The 18,567-nt window shown below is 64.5% G+C and carries 17 protein-coding genes and 1 tRNA gene; 11 read left to right on the top strand and 7 right to left on the bottom strand.

Going from position 1 to position 18,567, the window contains the following annotated elements:
- Window positions 1-4 precede the first annotated feature (4 nt).
- Window positions 5-463: an SRPBCC domain-containing protein gene (locus NLN62_RS17380; protein ID WP_027523426.1), complete on the bottom strand. Its 459-nt coding sequence runs from the start codon at window positions 461-463 to the stop codon at window positions 5-7.
- A gap of 114 nt (window positions 464-577) precedes the next feature.
- Between NLN62_RS17380 and NLN62_RS17375 the strand changes: the two genes are divergently transcribed.
- The gene (locus tag NLN62_RS17375; RefSeq protein ID WP_254109615.1) at window positions 578-1,660 is read left to right on the top strand and encodes an adenylate/guanylate cyclase domain-containing protein; all 1,083 of its coding nucleotides are present in this window, start codon (window positions 578-580) and stop codon (window positions 1,658-1,660) included.
- A gap of 71 nt (window positions 1,661-1,731) precedes the next feature.
- Here NLN62_RS17375 and NLN62_RS17370 read toward each other — a convergent pair whose 3' ends face one another.
- The 3 genes from NLN62_RS17370 to tsaD are packed head-to-tail and all read right to left on the bottom strand — an operon-like array spanning window position 1,732 to window position 4,204.
- On the bottom strand, window positions 1,732-2,145 hold the full coding sequence (locus NLN62_RS17370) for an EVE domain-containing protein (protein WP_027523428.1): 414 nt from the start codon (window positions 2,143-2,145) through the stop codon (window positions 1,732-1,734).
- 2 nt (window positions 2,146-2,147) lie between these two features.
- Window positions 2,148-3,128, bottom strand: coding sequence for an NAD(P)H-dependent glycerol-3-phosphate dehydrogenase (locus NLN62_RS17365; protein ID WP_254109613.1), 981 nt, complete (start codon window positions 3,126-3,128; stop codon window positions 2,148-2,150).
- A 2-nt stretch (window positions 3,129-3,130) separates the two neighbouring features.
- The gene (gene tsaD, locus NLN62_RS17360) at window positions 3,131-4,204 is read right to left on the bottom strand and encodes a tRNA (adenosine(37)-N6)-threonylcarbamoyltransferase complex transferase subunit TsaD (RefSeq protein ID WP_254109612.1); all 1,074 of its coding nucleotides are present in this window, start codon (window positions 4,202-4,204) and stop codon (window positions 3,131-3,133) included.
- Between the two features lie 146 nt (window positions 4,205-4,350).
- Here tsaD and NLN62_RS17355 point away from each other — a divergent pair, with 146 nt between their 5' ends.
- The 5 genes from NLN62_RS17355 to NLN62_RS17335 all read left to right on the top strand — a co-directional run bounded on the left by NLN62_RS17355 (window position 4,351) and on the right by NLN62_RS17335 (window position 8,717).
- Window positions 4,351-5,097 (top strand): uroporphyrinogen-III synthase, encoded by a 747-nt coding sequence (locus NLN62_RS17355; protein WP_254109610.1) that lies wholly within the window; start codon window positions 4,351-4,353, stop codon window positions 5,095-5,097.
- A 73-nt stretch (window positions 5,098-5,170) separates the two neighbouring features.
- Window positions 5,171-6,409, top strand: coding sequence for a COG4223 family protein (locus NLN62_RS17350; protein ID WP_254109608.1), 1,239 nt, complete (start codon window positions 5,171-5,173; stop codon window positions 6,407-6,409).
- A gap of 21 nt (window positions 6,410-6,430) precedes the next feature.
- Window positions 6,431-8,344, top strand: coding sequence for a heme biosynthesis HemY N-terminal domain-containing protein (locus NLN62_RS17345; RefSeq protein WP_254109606.1), 1,914 nt, complete (start codon window positions 6,431-6,433; stop codon window positions 8,342-8,344).
- Window positions 8,345-8,448: 104 nt separating this feature from the next.
- A tRNA-Thr gene (locus NLN62_RS17340) sits at window positions 8,449-8,524 on the top strand.
- A complete protein-coding gene (locus tag NLN62_RS17335; RefSeq protein ID WP_156944349.1) occupies window positions 8,514-8,717 on the top strand; it encodes a hypothetical protein in 204 nt (67 codons plus the stop codon). Before NLN62_RS17340 ends, NLN62_RS17335 begins: the two co-directional genes overlap by 11 nt.
- A gap of 327 nt (window positions 8,718-9,044) precedes the next feature.
- On the opposite strand, the gene NLN62_RS53485 is transcribed toward NLN62_RS17335, so the two are convergent.
- A complete protein-coding gene (locus NLN62_RS53485) occupies window positions 9,045-9,395 on the bottom strand; it encodes an addiction module antidote protein (protein ID WP_084801465.1) in 351 nt (116 codons plus the stop codon).
- A 172-nt stretch (window positions 9,396-9,567) separates the two neighbouring features.
- Here NLN62_RS53485 and NLN62_RS17330 point away from each other — a divergent pair, with 172 nt between their 5' ends.
- On the top strand, window positions 9,568-10,386 hold the full coding sequence (locus tag NLN62_RS17330) for an outer membrane protein (protein ID WP_156944350.1): 819 nt from the start codon (window positions 9,568-9,570) through the stop codon (window positions 10,384-10,386).
- A gap of 473 nt (window positions 10,387-10,859) precedes the next feature.
- Here the strand turns inward: NLN62_RS17330 and NLN62_RS17325 are convergent, their stop codons facing one another.
- Window positions 10,860-11,735 (bottom strand): hypothetical protein, encoded by an 876-nt coding sequence (locus NLN62_RS17325; RefSeq protein ID WP_254109603.1) that lies wholly within the window; start codon window positions 11,733-11,735, stop codon window positions 10,860-10,862.
- A 701-nt stretch (window positions 11,736-12,436) separates the two neighbouring features.
- Here NLN62_RS17325 and NLN62_RS17320 point away from each other — a divergent pair.
- Both NLN62_RS17320 and NLN62_RS17315 read left to right on the top strand, forming a co-directional pair.
- Window positions 12,437-15,862, top strand: a complete 3,426-nt coding sequence (locus NLN62_RS17320) for an autotransporter domain-containing protein (RefSeq protein ID WP_254109601.1) — start codon at window positions 12,437-12,439, stop codon at window positions 15,860-15,862.
- A gap of 130 nt (window positions 15,863-15,992) precedes the next feature.
- Complete coding sequence (locus NLN62_RS17315; protein WP_254109599.1) at window positions 15,993-16,346, top strand: hypothetical protein; 354 nt, start codon at window positions 15,993-15,995, stop codon at window positions 16,344-16,346.
- A gap of 198 nt (window positions 16,347-16,544) precedes the next feature.
- Here the strand turns inward: NLN62_RS17315 and NLN62_RS17310 are convergent, their stop codons facing one another.
- Entirely contained in the window at window positions 16,545-17,594 is a 1,050-nt protein-coding gene (locus tag NLN62_RS17310; protein ID WP_254109596.1) for a polysaccharide deacetylase family protein, read from the bottom strand.
- 251 nt (window positions 17,595-17,845) lie between these two features.
- On the opposite strand from NLN62_RS17310, the gene NLN62_RS17305 reads away from it, so the two are divergent.
- Together NLN62_RS17305 and NLN62_RS17300 are read left to right on the top strand one after the other, a co-directional pair.
- Window positions 17,846-18,142 carry a hypothetical protein gene (locus NLN62_RS17305; RefSeq protein WP_254109594.1) on the top strand — a complete coding sequence of 99 codons (297 nt, stop codon included), beginning with the start codon at window positions 17,846-17,848 and terminating at the stop codon, window positions 18,140-18,142.
- Window positions 18,143-18,324: 182 nt separating this feature from the next.
- Window positions 18,325-18,540: a hypothetical protein gene (locus NLN62_RS17300; protein ID WP_027523441.1), complete on the top strand. Its 216-nt coding sequence runs from the start codon at window positions 18,325-18,327 to the stop codon at window positions 18,538-18,540.
- Window positions 18,541-18,567 lie beyond the last annotated feature (27 nt).

Genomic DNA, 18,567 nt, shown 5'->3' with positions numbered 1-18,567 from the left:
CCCGCTACATCTTGCCCTGAGGCTTCATCACATCGGGTCCGGGATCACGGCCCCCGGCCACGAGGCTCAACCGGCCCAGATAATGGGCCCAGCCCTTGCTGTGGGCTTCGCATTGTTCTGCGGTCGGCAGGCCGCTGTGCGTCATGCGCAACAGCGTGCCGCCATCGCGTTCGATCAGATCGATTTCGATCAGGCTCGAGCCGGGCGGCACTTCCTGGCCGCCCTCCCAACCGAACGTGTAGGCGAGCCGGTGCACCGGCACGACCTCGCGAAACGCGCCGCGGGCGACGCCGCCGCGCTGACCAATACCCTTGAGCAGGTAAAGCCCGCCAGGCTGCGTCTCGAACGTTGCCTCCGAGCCCATCCAGTTCACGATTTTGTCGGGGTCGGCGAGATAAGCGAAGACAGTGGCGCGCGGGGCCGGGATATGGGTCTCGCGGCGGACTATGAATGGCTCAGTCATCGGCGTCGGTTCCCAGGTTGAACTAGGCAGATGGCGCCACTACAGCGCCTCTTCAAGGCCCGCCATCGACGATAGGCCGTGACAAAAATGGCGCGCAGACCGCATGATCGCGTCATGCAGTTATCCTCGACGCTCGCCTGGCTCGTCGATGCCGCCGCCGAGACCACGGGCGCCGACCGGTTGCTCGCGAATCTCGGCGCGCATCTGGTTGCGGATGGATTGCCGCTCATCGCGGGCAGCCTGACCCTGGACGTCCCGCATCCCTTGATCGCACAGCGAACCTGGCTGTGGCGCGCCGAGAGCGGCGAGGTCGTCGAAGCCCTCGGCTTTGCACCGGGGGCTGCCGCACTTGCACCACGCAACGATGCCGGCCGGCGCTGGCTGAGCGGACTCGCTGCCGGCATCGTCCACGAAGACGTGATCGGACGGCGCCAGGAAGGGCCGTTGCTCGGCTGGATCGGGCCGCGCCCGTTCACGCCGCGCGAGATCGACGATCTCCAGCAAGCCGCGCGCTTTGCTGCCGCGCCGCTCGCCGTGCTCGCCGTACGGGCCACGCTGGCGGCCGCGCTCGAAGCCTATCTCGGCCGGCGCAGCGCCGAGCGCGTGCTGGCCGCGCCGCTGCGCCGCGATCTCGGTGAAACCATCCAGGCTGCACTGCTCTATGCGGATCTGCGCGACTTCACGGCGCTGTCCGAAGGCAATCCGCCGGCCGCGGTCATCTCGGCGCTCGATGCCTGGTTCGATCGCATCGCGGGCGCGGTGCACGCCTTTGGCGGCGAGGTGCTGAAATTCATCGGCGATGGCGTGCTGGCGATCTTCCCAGTGGTTGATGGTTCGCCGCGTCGTGCCTGCGACGCCGCCTTGCGCGCGGCGACCGCGGCACGCGCCGGCATGGTTCATCTGGATGACGAACGGCGCCGTCAGGGATTGCCGTCGCTGTCGTTCGGCGCCGCGCTTCATCTCGGCGAGATGCTGTGGGGCAATATCGGCGCCGCCAATCGGCTGGATTTCACCGCGATCGGTTCGGCCGTCAACCTGGTGAGCCGGCTCGAGGGATTGTGTAAGCCGCTCGGCAAGACAGTTCTCGTGTCGGGTGCGCTGGCCGCCGAGACCGACACGCCATTGCTTTCGCTCGGGATGCATCGGCTGCGCGGCATCGCCGCGCCATGCGAAGTGTTCGCGCTGCCGGAAAGTTGATTGCCGTAAGGCGAAAGGAGAGGCGGGCACGCTTCGCTTTGCCCACCCTGCAACTCGAGCTACGGCAGCAACTACAACCCGCCCATCTTGCAGACGAGTTTCCATTCGTCCGCGGTCACCGCCTGCACCGAGAGGCGCGAATATTTCACCAGCGCCATGTCGGCGAGCTTCTTGTCGGCCTTGACCGCGGCCATCGTCACCGGCGTCTTCAATGGCTTGTCGGCCTTGATGTCGACGCAGACGAACTTGCCGGTCTTGTCGGTCGGATCGGGATAGGCCTCCTTGATGACTTCAGCGATGCCGACGATCTCCTTGCCCTCGTTGGAATGATAGAAGAACGCCTTGTCGCCCTTCTTCATGTTCACGAGATTCTGCCGCGCGGTGAAGTTGCGCACGCCGGTCCAGGCCTCGCCCTTGGCGCCCTTGGCGACCTGCTGGTCCCAGGACCAGACGGACGGTTCGGATTTCACCAGCCAGTACGCCATGTTCATTCCTCTGCCTTGAAGGGGCGCGTCAAAAGCCCTGAGATCGCGGCGTCGATCGTGCTCTTGCCGCTCAGGATCGCCGCCACCGCTTCTGATACCGGCATCTCGATGTTTTGCGAAGACGCGAGTTCGATCAGCACGGGTGCGGTGAACTCGCCTTCGGCGAGCTTGCCGGCCGGCGGCGTCTCGCCGCGCCCGAGTGCGAGCCCGAGCGCGAAATTGCGCGACTGCGGGCTTGAACAGCTCAGGATCAGGTCGCCGAGGCCGGACAGGCCTGCAAGCGTCTCGCTACGCGCGCCGAGCGCACGGCCGAAGCGGGCGAGTTCGGCAAAGCCGCGCGTGGTCAATGCGGCCTGCGCGGAAGCGCCGAGCCTGCGCCCGACCGCGATGCCGACCGCGATCGCCAGCACGTTCTTGGCGGCGCCGCCGATCTCGACGCCGCGCACATCGGTCGAGTGATAGGGGCGGAATGTCGGCGAGCCCAGCGCCTGCACCAGTGCGCTTGCGAGCTGATCGTCTGTCGCGGCCAGCGTCACCGCCGTCGGCAAGCCGCGCGCGACGTCGTCGGCGAAGCTCGGTCCCGACAGAATCGCAGGCAGCGCGAGCGGCGCGGCTTCCGCGATCACGTCAGTCATGAATTTATGGGTGCCGTGCTCGATGCCCTTGGCGCAGGCGACGACCGGAGTTGGCTTGGTCAGATGCGGCGCCAGCGTGTTGACCGCGCCGCGCAGATGCTGCGCGGGCGTCACGATCAGCAGCATGTCTGCGCGCGCCGCGAGCGCCAGCTCGCTCGTCACCACGATGTCGGGAGCCAATTTCACGCCAGGAAGCCGCGGATTTTCGCGCGACGATGCAATCCGGCCTGCGTGCTCGGAATTACGAGCGCACAGCGTCACCGTTCTTCCCGCCCGTGCAGCGACCGTCGCCAGCGCCGTTCCCCAGGCGCCCGCGCCGAACACCGCAACGGACTGGAGGGATGTCATCGTTAAAATCCTGCGCGCGTGTTGGCGTAGCCTTTGGGCGCCGTCGCGTTGGCATCGAGTAGCCAGCGCGCGCGGGGCTGGGCATCCATCGTGTCGGTGAGGCCGAGCGCGAGACGCTCCGCGCCAGCCCAGGCGATCATCGCGCCGTTGTCGGTGCAGAGCGCGGGCGGCGGCATGATCAGCCGCGTCCCGGCCGCTTCAGCAACGTCCTGCAATGCGCCGCGAATCGCCTGATTGGCGGCGACGCCGCCGGCCGCGACGAGTGCCTGCGGCGGACCGAACTGCTCGCGGAACAGCTTTAAGCCCATGCTCAGGCGGTCTGCGGTCGAATCCAGCACCGCGGCCTGAAAACTCGCGCAGAGATCGCTGATGTCCTGTGGCTCGAGCGGAATGATCCGGCTCGCTTCGTTGCGCACCGCCGTCTTTAGTCCCGACAGCGAAAAATTAGCGTCCGGGCGTCCCTGCATCGGCCGCGGAAACGCAAATCGCGCCGCATCGCCGTCTGCCGCGGCGCGCTCGACCTGCGGACCGCCGGGATAAGGCAGCCCGAGCATCTTGGCGACCTTGTCGAAGGCTTCGCCGATCGCATCATCGACGGTGGTGCCGAGCCGAATATATTGTCCGACGCCGACCACGGCGACGATCTGGGTGTGGCCGCCCGAAGCCAGGAACAGGCAATAGGGGAATTCGAGGTGATCGGTCAGCCGCGGCGTCAGCGCATGCGCCTCGAGATGGTTCACCGCGACGAGCGGGGTGTCGTGCACCATCGCGATCGCCTTTGCCGTGGTGAGTCCGACGATGACGCCGCCGATCAGTCCCGGACCGGCCGCGGCGGCGACCCCCGACAATTCGGCGAAGCCAATGCCGGCTTCTGTCATGGCGCGGTCAATAATACCGTCGAGCAGATCGACATGGGCGCGCGCGGCGATCTCCGGCACCACGCCGCCGAAGCGGGCGTGTTCCTCGACCTGCGAGCGCACGATGTTGGAGAGAATCTTGCCGTCGCCATCACTTGTGCGCGCGATCACGGCTGCGGCGGTTTCGTCGCAGGTGGTTTCGATGCCCAATACCAGCATTGGCGAATTGTTATCCAATTTGCGCCCTTGCGCTCTTCCGCAAAGCAGAGTTCTGGTACGTCCGGTAGCATTCCGGGGTCGCCAAAGGCAATCGCGCCTTGCAACTTCCGGAACACCAGGTCGCGGTGCGCCGGAGAATAGAGATCATGGCCATTCTTGTCACACGGCCGCATCCCGACAATGAGGCCACCGCGGCAAGCCTGCGTGCTCAGGGTCATGTGGTGCTGCTCGCGCCGGCGCTCAAGTTCGAGCCGGTCGCGTTTCACGACGAAAGCGAGGCAAGCTATAGCGGCATCATCGTCACGTCCGCCAATGCAATCCGCGCCATCGCGCCGCAATTGCCGGAGCTTCGTCTATCGAAGCTGCCGCTGTTCGCGGTCGGCGAGCACACGGCCGCAGCTGCCCGCGAGGCCGGCTTTGAAAAGGTGATCGTCGCCGGCGGGGACGGGGCGGCCCTTCGAGACAAGGTGCTGCAAGGCGCGCGCGACAAGGTCGTGAAGAAAAAGAGCACGCTGCTTAATCTCGCGGGCGCGGATCTGTCGCGCGATCTCTCGGCCGAGCTGGGTGCGGAAGGATTCAACGTGGTCGCGCAAACCATCTATCGCATGGTGCCGGTCAAGCATCTGCCGCGCGAGGTCTGCGAAGGTTTTGTCGCCCATGGCATCCGGGCCGTCCTGCATTATTCGCGGCGCAGCGCGCGCGCCTTCCTGGATGCGGCGCGCGACGAGGGCGTCGAGATCTCCGCGCTGTCGATTCCGCAGTGCTGCCTGTCGGAGAGCATCGCCGGCGTGCTCCGCGAGGCCGGCGCGACGCAGGTTGCGGTCGCGGCCGCGCCGGACGAGAATGCCTTATTTGAGACCTTGGCGCGTGCTTTGCGCACCCGTTTGGCGTAAGAGAACGGGCCGAATCCTTCAACTTTGGGGGCCGGTCCGAGTACGTCGCTTGCAAGTGTGAGGAAACGTCACGATGGCCGAAGACAAGCCTGAAGACGCAGGATTGGCCCCCGAGTCCGGTCGTGCCAAGCGCACTCCGCCCACCATCGATCTCGAGGCGACCGAGGTATCCACCCAGCCGCAGCAGCCGGCCGATGAGCCGGAGCCGGCCGAGGCCGATGCAGCCATAGCCGAATCGGCCGCGGCCGAAGCAGCCGAGCCCGAAGCCGCCAAGCCAGGAGGCGAGCCGGAACGCGCCGAGGCCCAGGCCGCGGTGCCTCCGACGTCCAAGCCGGTGTCCCCCTGGGTCATCGCGCCGCTGTCGGGCGCGGTTGCAGCCGCGCTGGTGATCGCGGTCGGCTGGATGCTGGGCTGGCCCCAGGTGCAGGCGCCATCGGCGGCGCCGCAGGTCGCGACCGCGACGGTCGATGCATTGAGCGGGCGCCTCGCTACTGTCGAGACCAAGGTCAACAAATCAGTGGCACCTGCCGCAGACCCGGCCGCAGCGGCGCGGCTTGACGCGCTGGACAAATCGGTCACCGCCTTGCGCAGCGACATCGCGAGCCTGCGCACGCAATCGGACAAGCTCGGCAGTGCACTGAACGACGTGAAGTCCGCGCCGCGCGACGCGGCTGCCGCGCCGGATCTGTCTGATATCACCGATCGCATCGCGCAGCTCGAGCGCACCATCAAGGCCGAGCGTGCCGAGCGCGCACAGCAGGGCGAGAAGATCGCCGATGCAAAGTCCACCGACGACAAGGCGCTGCGTCGCGTCGTTGCGGCGGCACTGCTCGACGTCGCGGTCCGTCACGGCGATGGCTATGCAGCGCAGCTTGCGGCAGCGAAATCCTTCGCGCCTGATCCGCAGGCGATGAAGCCGCTCGAGACGTTCGCATCCGTCGGCATTCCGTCTCCCGTGCTGCTGAGCCGCGAGCTCCTCAACATCGTGCCAAAGTTGTCGCCACCGGCGGAAGCGCCGGCCAGCAGCGGCGGCATCGTCGATCGCCTTCAGGCGGGGGCATCAAAGCTGGTCCGCATCGAGCGCACCGACGGCGTCGGGAATGATCGCGGCGCGATCGTCGCGCGGGTGACCGCGGCGGCGCTGCGCAACGATTTCGACACGGCGCGGCGCGAGCTGAAGACCTTGCCGGAAGCCGATCGCGAAGCCGCAAAGGCCTGGCTCGACAAGACCGATGCGCGCGATGCCGCGCTCGCGGCGTCCCGCAAATTCGCCGACGATGCCATGGCGGATCTCGCCAAACCCGCGCAATAGACTGCGCCTGAAGGGATCACCATGCTTCGCGTCGTATCGTTCCTCATCCTCATCGCACTTGCCGCGGCCGGCGGGGCCTGGGTTGCCGATCAGACCGGCGATGTCATCCTGACCTGGGGCAACTTACGCGCCACGACGACAGTGCCGGTGTTCGCGTTCGGGCTCGGCCTTGTTGCGGTGGCGGCAATATTCGCCTGGAGCATTTTGAGCGGGATCTGGCGAACGCCGGCGCGGATGCGTCGCCGTCGTCACGAGAAGCGCCATGCGCGCGGCCGCCACGCCATCACCCATGGCCTGCTGGCGATCGGCCACGGCGACACCGCGCTCGCGCGCCGCCACGCGGATGCGGCGCGGCGGCATGCGCCGGACGATCCGCTGGCGCTGCTCCTGCACGCGCAGTCGGCGCAGCTCGACGGCAATCGCGACGAGGCGCAGCGTGCCTTCCGCGCCATGGCCGAGCGTCCCGATACGCGGCTCCTCGGCCTGCGCGGCCTTTTCATCGAGGCACAGCGCGCCGATGATGCAGTTTCCGCGGTGATGATCGCCGAGGAGGCCATCAAGCTGTCGCCGTCCTCGACCTGGGCCTCGCAGGCGGTGCTCGGTTTCCGCTGCGCGCGCAGCGACTGGAGCGGCGCGCTCGCGATCCTCGATTCAAATCTCTCGGCCGGCCTGATCGACAAGAAGGCATGGCGACGGCAGCGCGGCGTTCTGCTCACGGCGCGCGCGCTGGAGCTCGAGACGATGGACCGCGACGTCGCGCGCGAGAGCGTGATGGAGGCGGTGAAGCTCGCGCCGACCCTGGTGCCGGCCGCCGCGCTCGCAGCGAAATTCGAGAGCGAGGCGCATCAGGTGCGCCGCGCCATGAAGCTCGTGGAAGCCGCCTGGCTTTCGCATCCGCATCCCGATCTCGCCGATGCCTATGCGCATGTGAAGCTCGGCGATTCCGCGCGCCAGCGCTTGCAGCGGATCGAGACGCTGGCGGCCAAGTCGCCCGGTCATGTCGAGGGCCAGCTCGCGCTCGCGCGCGCCGCGATCGACGCATCCGAATTCGTCCGCGCCCGCGAGGCGCTGGCGCCGCTCATCAACGATCCGACCCAGCGGGTTGCGCTCCTGATGGCGGAGATCGAGCGCGCCGAGCATGGCGACAGCGGCCGTGCGCGGGCCTGGACCTTGCGCGCCGTGCGCGCCCGTCACGACCCGGCCTGGACGGCCGATGGCTATGTCAGCAACCGCTGGCGTCCGGTTTCGCCGGTCACCGGCCGGCTCGACGCCTTCCAATGGCAGGCGCCCGTTGCGAGCCTGCCCTCGGACAAGGGCACGACGATCGAGGCCTCCCCGTTCGAGGAGGCCATGCTGGCTGCCCCGCCGCCGAAGCGGATCATCGTCAGCAGCGAGGCGCTGGAACCGGTCCAGCCAGCGCCTGCGCCGGCCGCGCAGGACAATCTGCCGCCCGCGCCCAAACCTTTGGAAGCCAAGCCTTTGGAAACCAAGTCTTTGGAAAACAAGTCTTTGGAAACCAAGCCTGCCGAGACCAAGCCTTCGGAGGTCAAGCCTTCGGAGGTCAAGCCTTCGGAGGTCAAGCCTTCGGAGGTCAGGACGCCGGAAGCCAAGAACGAAGCCAAGAACGACGCCAAGACAATCGACATGAAGGTGTCCGAAGCGCCTAAGCCGGTCACGGCGGCCAATGAGCTGGCCAAACCGGCGCCCGAGCCCGCCGAATCGGCCCCCATTGCGGCTACGCCCGTGTTCCGCGCCCGTACCGACCTCGGCAAGCCGGCGTTTTCGCCAATTCCTGCCGTTATCCCGATCATCCGTGCGCCAGATGACCCCGGAATCGATGACGAGGGGCCGAGCGATGAATTTACGGAACAAATCGGCACGCCGAAGGCCCAGGCCGGCGGCTGGCGGGGTTTCTGGTCCCGCTGGGGACGCTGATCGGCAAGTTGGGCCCGGCTTGTCCTTGCCAATTCGGGCCATGCCCGATATCAGGAGCGCGCGCGTCCGGGGGCCGATAGGCCCCCAAGGGCCGTCAAGGGTCCGCCGCAATAGCTCAGTTGGTAGAGCACGTCATTCGTAATGACGGGGTCGGGGGTTCGAGTCCCTCTTGCGGCACCACTTCTCCTTCACCAGCGTTCGCCGCCTGTCGTTTTTAGCGCTTAAAGCGCTGAAACGATTACTATTTTTGATAATCCTGTTCTTGGCAGTGCGTCGGCGTTCTTTGACAGCCGGAACAACCGTTGGCAGTTTTGTTGGCATCGGTACGTTGGCGATTCTCTCAATGCCAACATTTTCAATGCCAACATTTTGAAAATACCCAAGCACTGAGCTACGGACTTTTTGCCTCGCGTGCCTGCCTGCCGTGAAGGCGCGCCAATAGTCATCATGTGATTTCGTCAATGGGATACGACGAGAAATCTGCGGGTCCCATATTGCCAGCCGGGCCCCTGCGCCTATGCCCTGACCAACCCAATTTCAAACTGCTCGACTTAAAGGTGGCCGCCGCCGCGGTTACAGCAGGAGGGTGCATTCATCGAAGTCCGCCCCGGTCGCTACCAAATTCGGCCCCGCACCGGAGTGTCGGGTGGAGGACCGGCTTAAGAATGGGCCGTCTTAGCTGATTGCGAAGTTGCCAAATCTAATCAACCGGCGCGCCCGCGGAGCGTTTTCGAGGACGCCCCAGTTTCGGTCGAGGCGGTATCGGGCGAGGTGGTCTCGCCTTTACGGTGAGGCCCACGCCGAGGGCGTTAAGGAGAGCCATGACCCGGTAAAGGAAAGGCTCTGTCTCTCCGCTAAATGTCACGTAAAGCTTGTCGCGACGCAGCCCGGACTCCCGTGCCAAAGCTTGTACGTTCTGAGCCCGCATTACCCGATTCATTGCCATCAAGATAACATCGATGTCATTTTCTTCAAATGCGTCAGATAGATAGGCCGCGATTGCCTCCGGATTATCTCTGAAAAGTTTGGCGTCTGCTTTCCGATCCGACATGGGCTGCCCCCCGTTGATTAAGGGTGACTGTGGCCTCCGAGCGACAGCCTTATATCGAGAAATGCGTATAGTTGCCGCACTAAATGCGTATAGCTGCCGAACTGAAATTTGGGAATCGGTGCGGAACGCCCTCCACCGTGATCAACTTTGACGCGAACTATTGGGGATTACCATGAGGAAATTGGTGCTCGCACTGGCCGCGACAGCGGCGCTCACGGGGCAGGCATTTGCTGCTGATATGGCCGTCAAGGCGCCTCCGCCTCCGCCTCCTGCTCCGGTTGCCAACTGGACCGGCTGCTACATCGCCGGCAGTGTTGGTTACGGCCTCTACGACAACGAAACGAATAGCCGCTTCAGGGACCCCGTCACCGGTACGGACTTTGTTGCTGGCGCGAACGTGAACGTGGCCGGGAAGGGCTGGCTGGCCGGCGGCGGCGGCGGCTGCGACTATCAGTTCGGGCTCGGCGGGGGAGGCGGGTTCTTCGGCACGGGTCAGTTCGTGATCGGCGTCCTGGCTGATTACTATTGGTCCGACATGAGGGGTGATCGCCCCAGTATCGTTTCCCCCTTCTTTTCCGCGCAGGAGAAGGTGAACTCTCAGTGGGCTGTAGGCGGCCGCATCGGCTGGCTCGTGAATCCGAACACCCTCACCTACTTCTCCGGCGGCTACACTGAAGCCCATCTGACTGGCACTGGTAACTTCTTCACCCCAATAAACAACACCTTCCTTGGTACCGTGATTCCGGGCCGCACGGTCCAGGGTTGGTTCCTTGGCGGCGGTGTCGAGTATCAGAGCGGTTGGATTCCGAACCTCACCTGGAAGACCGAGTATCGCGTCTCCGAGTATAACCGGACCGATCGCTTCGAGAATGTTATCGCGACTGGCCTGTCCACCAATTTCTTCAGCAGTGACAGGCTCATCACTCAGACCGTTATGACCTCGCTGGTCTATCGCTTCAACTGGGGCGGCCCGGTCATTCCGAGGTACTGATCTCTCCCGACTTGAACGTCCTGAAAGCCCCGGCATCGCGCCGGGGCTTTTTTATTTGAGGCTTTTCGCGACTGAGCTTGCGGGCAACAGCGACGAATCCATTACAAGCTACTACCGCACCGACCGCACCTTCCAGAAGGATGAGATGCTGGCGCCCGGTATGACTGAATTCGCAGCGGACCTGGGGGGCCATCGTCAACGACATCAGGGCCAGCCTTGGGGCCCCCTTGGGGGCATGGTACCATTTCCAGGCGCGCCCCCACCCCTGGCTTCAAAAAGTTTGGGCTAAAGCCAAAGCCTGTGCCGGACTTCACAGGGCGGTGTCCACTTTCGGAAAATATTGGGGGCAGGGGCACCGAAGTACCAACGCCCTTAGGAGCCCCTGCGGAGGCCGCTGGTTGCCGTCTGGGTTCTGGCCCATCGCCTTAAGCGCGCCGTGCTGCAGGCCTGGGCAAAGGCACTTCCTGCTTGGTCTAATTGCGCCAACCGAAGATTGGTAGGAACGACGGTGCCTGGGCATTTTGCGCAGACTGGTCCTGTGCTCGGGCGTCTTGTGCGGGTGGGACCTGTACCCGTGCAGTTTGCTCCCGCCGGATCTTTTTTTGCGGATTTTGCACGGGCTGTATCTCTGCCCGGGCATGGTGGACGGGCCTGACGTGTTGGTGCCTTTGCATGGACCGAAGCGGTGCTCGGGCATTTTCCGCAACCCGTGCCGGCGCATCTTGAACGGGCTGTACTGGCCCGACCTGTGCCTGCGCATCTTGCTCGGCCATCCAAGCTTGGAATTGCCTAAACAGGGTTTCAGATGGCACCTCACTATTTTCCGTCTGCCTCTGACCGGCGGGTTCAGAGACCGCAGCCGCTTCGTCGCGGGTCGGCGCGTCCTTTGCGGTCGGCGGCAAGGCCTGAGCATCGGCGGTAGATTGAATTGTTGACGTCGATCGGTCGGTGCCAGGCTGACTCTGACCGGCGGGTTCAGAGACCGCAGCCACTTCGTCGCGGGTCGGCGCGTCCTTTGCGGTCGGCGGCAAGGCCTGAGCATCGGCGGTAGATTGAATTGTTGACATCGACCGGTCGGTGCCAGGCTGAAGCGCCGATTTGTCGACCAGCGAAGCCGTGACGTCCGCAATGGAAGCCGTGACGTCCGCAAAGAGCGTCACTGGATTTCCCACCGATAGAATCGCGATACCGATCGCTGTCGCCGTTGCAACCAAAATACTCGCCTTAAGAACTCGCGACGAGATAACAGCTGCTCTTTCCCACGCTTTCCCGATACCCTGCTGCTCAGGTTCATCGGCGAGAAAGAGAGGCAAAGGATAGTCCGGATCAAAACTGTCTTTGGTCGGCATAGGGCGATACCCCCCTTAATCTTCTTGTCGACCAGTACCCTGCTATCGAGGTCCAAAAAGCGGGGAAAACTTGATTTCACTTGGGCGGGGGAACCTCACGATTCACCGGTCCGTACCCTCAGCGAACCACCATGCTCACCACTCTGAGACGCTGATTCGCACACTGTTGCTGCCGCAGCGCGAATGAAAACTTTTCGCTGTCGCTCGCCCGAGGCCACGAAAATTGTTGGCATTCATGCTGGCATTCAGCCAAAATCGCACAGAAATTAGCTAGTTTGAACAATAGCTTATTCCTATAGTGTGATGCCCTCTTGCGGCACACCTTCTCATCCAGACACGTCCAGACCAGCCTCCAGATTCGGTCAGCGTCGCTGTCCGCTGCGTCGCGCGGTGGCAACAGTCATCGTGAAACTTGCACCGCCTTGGTCGTTTGCCGCATTTGTGGCCGTTCCTCCGAGGATTGTGGTGTTCGTAGATTGCAATCTGAGCTTTGAACTTGGCGCGGCTTCGCCGTTCACGGTGGTCCGCGCGCAATTGAAACATTCTAGCGGCCGAACCGACTGACGCGTCCCGACCTTTCGTTATTGCCTTTGCCGGCGTGACAACTGTCCTTGAGGGCGGCGATGAAGTGCGGGTTGTGCCCCATTGCGCGATCTCTCGTCGCGGCGCTTGCGATCCGTTGGTTTTCGAAGCCGCCTCGCGTGGACGCTGCTGCGACGGCAGCGCAGAGATTGCGCTGCCGCGCGACGGTGTGGGCGGCAGTCATGGGCGTGCTGATCGCGTTTCTGTCCGCCAGCCCGGGGTCTGCGCAGGTGCGCGGGCAGAATACGCCGACGATCGACAAGTCGTTCGGCGCATCGGAGATCACGGTTGGCAGCAGCACGACGCTGACGTTCACCGTCACTGGCGCCACTCTTGGAAACACCGGCGTAAACTTCACAGACGCTCTGCCCAGCGGACTTGTTGTCGCCACTCCCACCGGTCTGACCGTCACCGGCTCCGACGCCTCCTGCAATGCCTCCAATGTGACGGCCACGGCCGGTGCAACCAGCATCAGCTTGGCGAACGTCTCTTTGGCGTCGAACCAGACGTGCACCGTCGCTGTCAACGTGACCGCCACCGCCACCGGCCAGAAGAACAACTCAGTCAAGGTCTCCTCGGACCAGGGGCCCGGCAACAATGCAACGGCGCACCTGACCGTTGACGCGGCGCCGACCCCTTCGCCCCCCGCAATCGCCAAGAGCTTCGCGCCTTCATCGATTCCGCTTGGTGGCACATCGGTGCTCACCTTCACGATCACCAATCCAAATGCTTCGGCAGCGCTCACGGGCGTCGCGTTCAGCGACACTCTGCCCGCCGGGCTCACTGTTCCGGCTGCCAGCATCGCTCAATGCGGCGGCACGCTTACGACGACCGCGACGAGCATCGCGCTCGCGGGCGCAAGCATTGCGGGAGGCGGGGTCTGCAGCTTCTCGGTCACCGTGACCGCTACCACCAGCGGCACCAAGGTCAACAACTCCTCGGCGGTCACATCGACCAATGGGGGGACCGGCAACACCGCCAGCGCGTCGCTCGAGGTGACCGCACTGGCTTCTCCTGGAATTTCCAAGAGCTTCGCGCCAGCATCGATTGCCGTCAACGGCACATCGTCGCTCACCTTCACGATCACCAATCCCAATGCGTCGACGGCGCTCACGGGCGTCGCGTTCACCGACGCGTTTCCCGCCGGGCTCCTGGTTGCGACCCCCAGCGGCCTGACCAACGCCTGCGGCGGCACCCTCACCGCGCCTGCCGGCGGCGGCAGTGTCAACCTCTCGGGCGCCACCCTCGCGGCGGTCTCGTCCTGCACGATCTCGCTCAACGTGACCGGCACGACCACCGGGATCAAGGTCAACAGCACATCACCGGTCAGCTCAACCAACGGAGGAACCGGAGACAACGCCAGCGCGGCGCTCGCGGTGGGCGTGACCTCTCCGCCTGCGATTGCCAAGAGCTTCGCGCCTTCACTGATTCCGCTCGGCGGCACATCGGTGCTTACCTTCACGATCATCAACCCCAACCCTGTGCTGGTGCTGTCCGGGGTAGCCTTCACCGATGCTCTGCCGGCCGGGCTCACTGTTCCGGCTGCCAGCATCGCACAATGCGGCGGCACGCTTACGACGACAGGCACGAGCATCGCGCTCGCGGGCGCAAACATTACGGGAGGCGGGGCCTGCACCTTCTCGCTCATCGTAACCGGCACCACCACCGGCACCAAGGTCAACACCACCTCCAACGTCACCTCGAGCAATGGAGGGACCGGCAACACTGCCAGTTCGTCGCTCCAGGTGACCGCACTGGCTCCTCCCGGAATTTCCAAGAGCTTCGCGCCAGCATCGATTGCAGTCGGCGGTACGTCGTTGCTCACCTTCACGATCAGCAATCCCAATGCTTCGACGGCGCTCACGGGGGTCGCGTTCACCGACGCGTTTCCCGCCGGGCTCCTGGTTGCGAGCCCCAGCGGCCTGACCAACTCCTGCGGCGGCACCCTCACCGCGTCAGCCGGCGGCGGCAGCGTCAACCTCTCGGGCGCCACCCTCGCGGTCGCCTCATCCTGCACGATCTCGCTCAACGTGACCGGCACGACCGCCGGCATCAAGGTCAACGCGAGCTCACCGATCAGTTCGACCAACGGAGGGACCGGAGACAGCGCCAGCGCGACGCTCACGGTCAATACGTCGCTCTCTCCGAGTGTCCAAAAAGTATTCGGCGCCGCGTCGATTTCGACGGGCGGCATAACTTCGCTAACGTTCACCGTCGTCAATCCCAACCCCAGCTCGGCGCTCACCGGCGTCGCGCTCACCGACAGATTCCCGGCCGGGCTCCTGGTTGCGAGCCCAAACGGCCTGACCGGCTCGTGCGGCGGCGGCTCCATCACGGCGACCGCAGGCGGCGGCAGCGTCAGCCTCACGGGTGCGACGCTCCCGGCCGCCGCGTCCTGCACGTTTTCGGTCAACGTGACGGGAACGACCGTCGGGTCGCTGACCAACGTCACCGACCCAGTCACGTCCACGAACGGCGGAACAGGCAACACTGCGAGTGCCTCCATCACCATCAGCGTGCCGGCGGACAGCGGGCGCTTGCGCGATTTGCAACTCACCGTCACCAAGATCGAGGCCCATGCTTCGGGCGCCGCGGTCTCTGGCGCAGTCGATGAGGCGATTGCCGATGGCTTTACCGATTGCGCGGGCCCGCAGATGCCGGTCAAGGCGAACGGCGGCGGCCTGCGCTTCAAGTTCGGCTGCGAGCTGCAGCCCCCGCCGAACAAGGGGATGCCGCCGGTGCTCGCACCACCGTTGTGGCTGGCCTGGGCCGACATACGCGGCAGCGACTGGAATACCAGCCAGCAGACCGGCGATATCCGTGGCGGACAGATCAATGCGCTGTTCGGAATATCGCATCGCCTCACGACGGATATTCTGATCGGCGCATTCGGCGGCTATGAGAACTTCGACTACACCTCGCAGCTGCTCGACGGCCGATTGAAGGGTGACGGGTGGACGGCCGGCGGATATTTCGGCTGGCGCTTCCTGTCGGGCATGCGATTCGACGCCAGCCTGGCGCGCTCGGGAATTAGCTACAATGGCGTCGCCGGCACCGCATCCGCGACGTTCCCGGGGCAACGCTGGCTCGCGACGGCGTCGCTGATCGGCGTCTACAAGACGCACTACGGCTTCGAGATTGAGCCATCGCTCAAGGTCTATGCCTTGTGGGAGCGCGAAGACGCCTACACGGACAACTTCGGCGTCACGGAGAGCTCACGCTCCTTCTCGGAAGGCCGCGCGAGCGCCGGCGCAAAAATCATGTATCCCTGGCTATGGACGACCACGGTCAAGCTGACGCCTTATGTCGGCCTCTACGCCGACTATTACTTCAACCGCGACGACGCGACGCTGCCGGTCGGGCCGCTGTTGCAGCCGACCCAGTTCCTGCAAGGCTGGTCGGCGCGCGTCACGACTGGCGTCGGCGTGACACTGGGAGCCGGCCCGAGGTTCTCGGTCGATGGCGAGCTTGGGGGGCTCGGGAGCAATCAGTTCACCGTCTGGTCGGTGCGTGGACGCGCATCGGTGCCGTTCAGTGCAGACTAGATCGGGGCCGGGGGCGCCCGAACAAAGATTCCGGCCAATGATGCAGCGACGTCCGCTTGCGTGACCCACGTCACGTAACGCCGTGCCGACTTGTCCTAGCGTCCCGTGACGCTCAGAACGGGAGACACACATGCGCAAGATCATTCTGGTTGCGGCCATGGTTCTGGCCTCCGCGTCCGCTCAGGCCGCCGGTTCGCGTGGGCTCGCGCTCGCTTCCGCCGATGATCCGGCCGCGCAGCAGACCACGACCACCACGGCGCCGCAGGCCGCAAAGCCCACCGAAGCTCCGAAATATGTCGACCGGCCCGCGGCCGTGTCCACGACACCTGCGACGACGGCAGCCACAAGCTCGACGTCCGCAACGACGCAGGCGCCAGCAAGCACGACCAAGTCCACCGCGAAGACCGACAAGCCGAAGCGCAAGCCTTACTGGACCGAAGGCCGCATCATCAGCGAGTTGCATCGCCACGGCATTTATTGGTGAAGCGGCACTCCACCGCCTGCTCCGTCATTCCGGGGCGATGCGTAAGCATCGAGCTAAGGTGCGCAATTGCGCACCTGAGAATCTCGAGACTCCGGGTTCACGCTGCGCGTGCCTCGGAATGACGGACCAAGAAAACGCGAATGGCCGGGACGAGCCCGGCCATGACGTTCAATTTAAGCAGCCTTGATCTGCCGAAGCTTACTGCGAGACCGTCTGCACCACGCTCGAGATCGGACGCGCGCTCGACGTCGGAACCTTCAGATCCTTGAGCAGCGCCTCGTCATATTCCGGCAGCGTCTGGAACGTCGTCTTCGCCTTCATCTGCACGACCTTGTAGCCGCCGGCCTTCAGGCGCGCGAGCAGCGTCGGCAGCGCTTCGGCGGTGTGCTTCTGGAAGTCGTGCATCAGGATGATGCCCTTGCCGAGCTTGTCGAGCTTGGTCATCACGTTGCTGACGATCTTGTCCGGCGTGCTTTCCTTCCGGAAGTCAAAGGAGTCGAGATCGGTCGAGAACATCGCCACGTTGCGGGTGCCGAAATAGCTCACGATCGCCGGATTGTGCTGAAGCTGGGGAAAGCGGAAGAACGGCGCGGGGTTGGTGCCGAGCGCGAACTTCACCGCGCTAAAGCCCTTCTCGACTTCGTCCTTGGCCTGTTGCTCCGTCATCTTCTTGCTGTTCAGGTTGACGTGCGACCAGGTGTGCGTGCCCACCGTGTGGCCCTGGGCCAGCACCTGGCGCAGGATCTCGGGGTGATAGGTCGCGTGCTTGCCGACCGCGAAGAACAGGCCCTTGGTGCATTCGTCGGCGAGCGCCTTCAGCACGGCCGGCGTGTTGTTCGGCCACGGACCGTCGTCGAAGGTCAGCACGACCTCCTTGTCGGTGAGGAAGTCGAACTGCTTGAAGTGCTCAAAGCCGAAGCCCGGACCGCCCGTGGTATCGATCTCGACCACGCGGGCAACCCCAAGCGCGTTCGGATTGGTGCAGGTGGACTTCTGCTGAACCGGCATCGCTGGCGCCGGCGCGGGCAGCGCGGCCGCAGCCGCGACCTGCCTGCCCGACAGTGCCGCCGTGGTCTCGACATCGTCCCTGGCCGCAAGCTTCGCCGAGGCCGGGAGGGGCTCCGGCGCGCGGGCCGCCATCGTCTGGGGAGCGGCCTGTTCGGCGCGCGAGGAATAGAAGAACCAACCTCCGGCGATCACGACCGCCGCAATCACACTGGCCGCTATCAGGCCTAACGCATTACGCATCGCTACTCTTTCCAAATACGCAACCAAACCAGCGGTTTTTCCCCGCGCCGAGCCATTAATGCGAAGGAACAGTTAACGTGACACCAACACGACGGCGGTTGCGGAGGAATTTCAGCGGGGTGCGCCAAAGTGACCGATGTCACAGTCAGCGGGCCGGTCGTGACCGTCATCACAGTGGAAACGGTTTTGCCGGATCATCGTAGGTCCCGTTAACGCATCCCGCCCAACGGCGGCACCAATGGGAGCCTCAAATGACCATGTCGTTCTCGTCCAAAATCCGCGACGCCAGCCTGGCGCTGGGCTTTGCCGCTTTCGTCTCGATCCTGTCCACGACGACAAGCTTTGCCTACACCGCCGAGGCGCAGCAGATGTGCACCGGTGACGCCTTCCGCCTGTGCTCGTCGGAAATCCCCAACATCCCCGCGATCACCGCCTGCATGATCAAGCATCGCACCGATCTCAGCCCCGGCTGCCGCGCCGTGATGGACAAGGACCTCGCCAAGGCGCCGTCGCGCAAGGTCGCCGACGTCCAGCAAAGCGCGCACTAAGACAAGTGCCGCTTGCGTGGCGATGATGCCTCATCGCCCTTGAGCTCCCTCGCGAAGTGCCCCGGTGCCGGACCGGGGCCACGCGCCTCTCGCCGGCACGGCTCATCAACAAAGCCGTTGCAGCGCGGGAACCATCGCTCTAGCTTCGCCCGCCTATCGTTTCGGGTATGAGGCATTGCGCGATGAGCAGATTTCTTTTGATTCTTCCATTGGTCCTGATCGCATCGAGTGCGTCGGCGCAGCAGCAGCCGGGCCACGATGCCTGCGCCCGCGACGTCTCGCGCTTCTGCCGTTCGGTGATGAACAATGGTGATTCGGCCGTGCTCGCCTGCCTGAAGCAGAATCGCACCCGCCTCAGCAAGGCCTGCGACAAGGTGCTGACCGAGCACGGGCAGTAGTCATCGCTGTCATTCCGGGCTCGCGCC

The organism is Bradyrhizobium sp. CCGUVB23 (genome assembly GCF_024199885.1).
Classification (GTDB): domain Bacteria; phylum Pseudomonadota; class Alphaproteobacteria; order Rhizobiales; family Xanthobacteraceae; genus Bradyrhizobium.
This window is presented reverse-complemented; position numbering and strand designations above follow the sequence as displayed.

Coding starts and splice junctions, on each gene's coding strand:
- NLN62_RS17380 (WP_027523426.1), bottom strand. CDS start 463: ATGACTGAGCCATTCATAGTCCGCCGCGAGACCCATATCCCGGCCCCG.
- NLN62_RS17375 (WP_254109615.1), top strand. CDS start 578: ATGCAGTTATCCTCGACGCTCGCCTGGCTCGTCGATGCCGCCGCCGAG.
- NLN62_RS17370 (WP_027523428.1), bottom strand. CDS start 2,145: ATGGCGTACTGGCTGGTGAAATCCGAACCGTCCGTCTGGTCCTGGGAC.
- NLN62_RS17365 (WP_254109613.1), bottom strand. CDS start 3,128: ATGACATCCCTCCAGTCCGTTGCGGTGTTCGGCGCGGGCGCCTGGGGA.
- tsaD (WP_254109612.1), bottom strand. CDS start 4,204: ATGCTGGTATTGGGCATCGAAACCACCTGCGACGAAACCGCCGCAGCC.
- NLN62_RS17355 (WP_254109610.1), top strand. CDS start 4,351: ATGGCCATTCTTGTCACACGGCCGCATCCCGACAATGAGGCCACCGCG.
- NLN62_RS17350 (WP_254109608.1), top strand. CDS start 5,171: ATGGCCGAAGACAAGCCTGAAGACGCAGGATTGGCCCCCGAGTCCGGT.
- NLN62_RS17345 (WP_254109606.1), top strand. CDS start 6,431: ATGCTTCGCGTCGTATCGTTCCTCATCCTCATCGCACTTGCCGCGGCC.
- NLN62_RS53485 (WP_084801465.1), bottom strand. CDS start 9,395: ATGTCGGATCGGAAAGCAGACGCCAAACTTTTCAGAGATAATCCGGAG.
- NLN62_RS17330 (WP_156944350.1), top strand. CDS start 9,568: ATGAGGAAATTGGTGCTCGCACTGGCCGCGACAGCGGCGCTCACGGGG.
- NLN62_RS17325 (WP_254109603.1), bottom strand. CDS start 11,735: ATGCCGACCAAAGACAGTTTTGATCCGGACTATCCTTTGCCTCTCTTT.
- NLN62_RS17315 (WP_254109599.1), top strand. CDS start 15,993: ATGCGCAAGATCATTCTGGTTGCGGCCATGGTTCTGGCCTCCGCGTCC.
- NLN62_RS17310 (WP_254109596.1), bottom strand. CDS start 17,594: ATGCGTAATGCGTTAGGCCTGATAGCGGCCAGTGTGATTGCGGCGGTC.
- NLN62_RS17305 (WP_254109594.1), top strand. CDS start 17,846: ATGACCATGTCGTTCTCGTCCAAAATCCGCGACGCCAGCCTGGCGCTG.
- NLN62_RS17300 (WP_027523441.1), top strand. CDS start 18,325: ATGAGCAGATTTCTTTTGATTCTTCCATTGGTCCTGATCGCATCGAGT.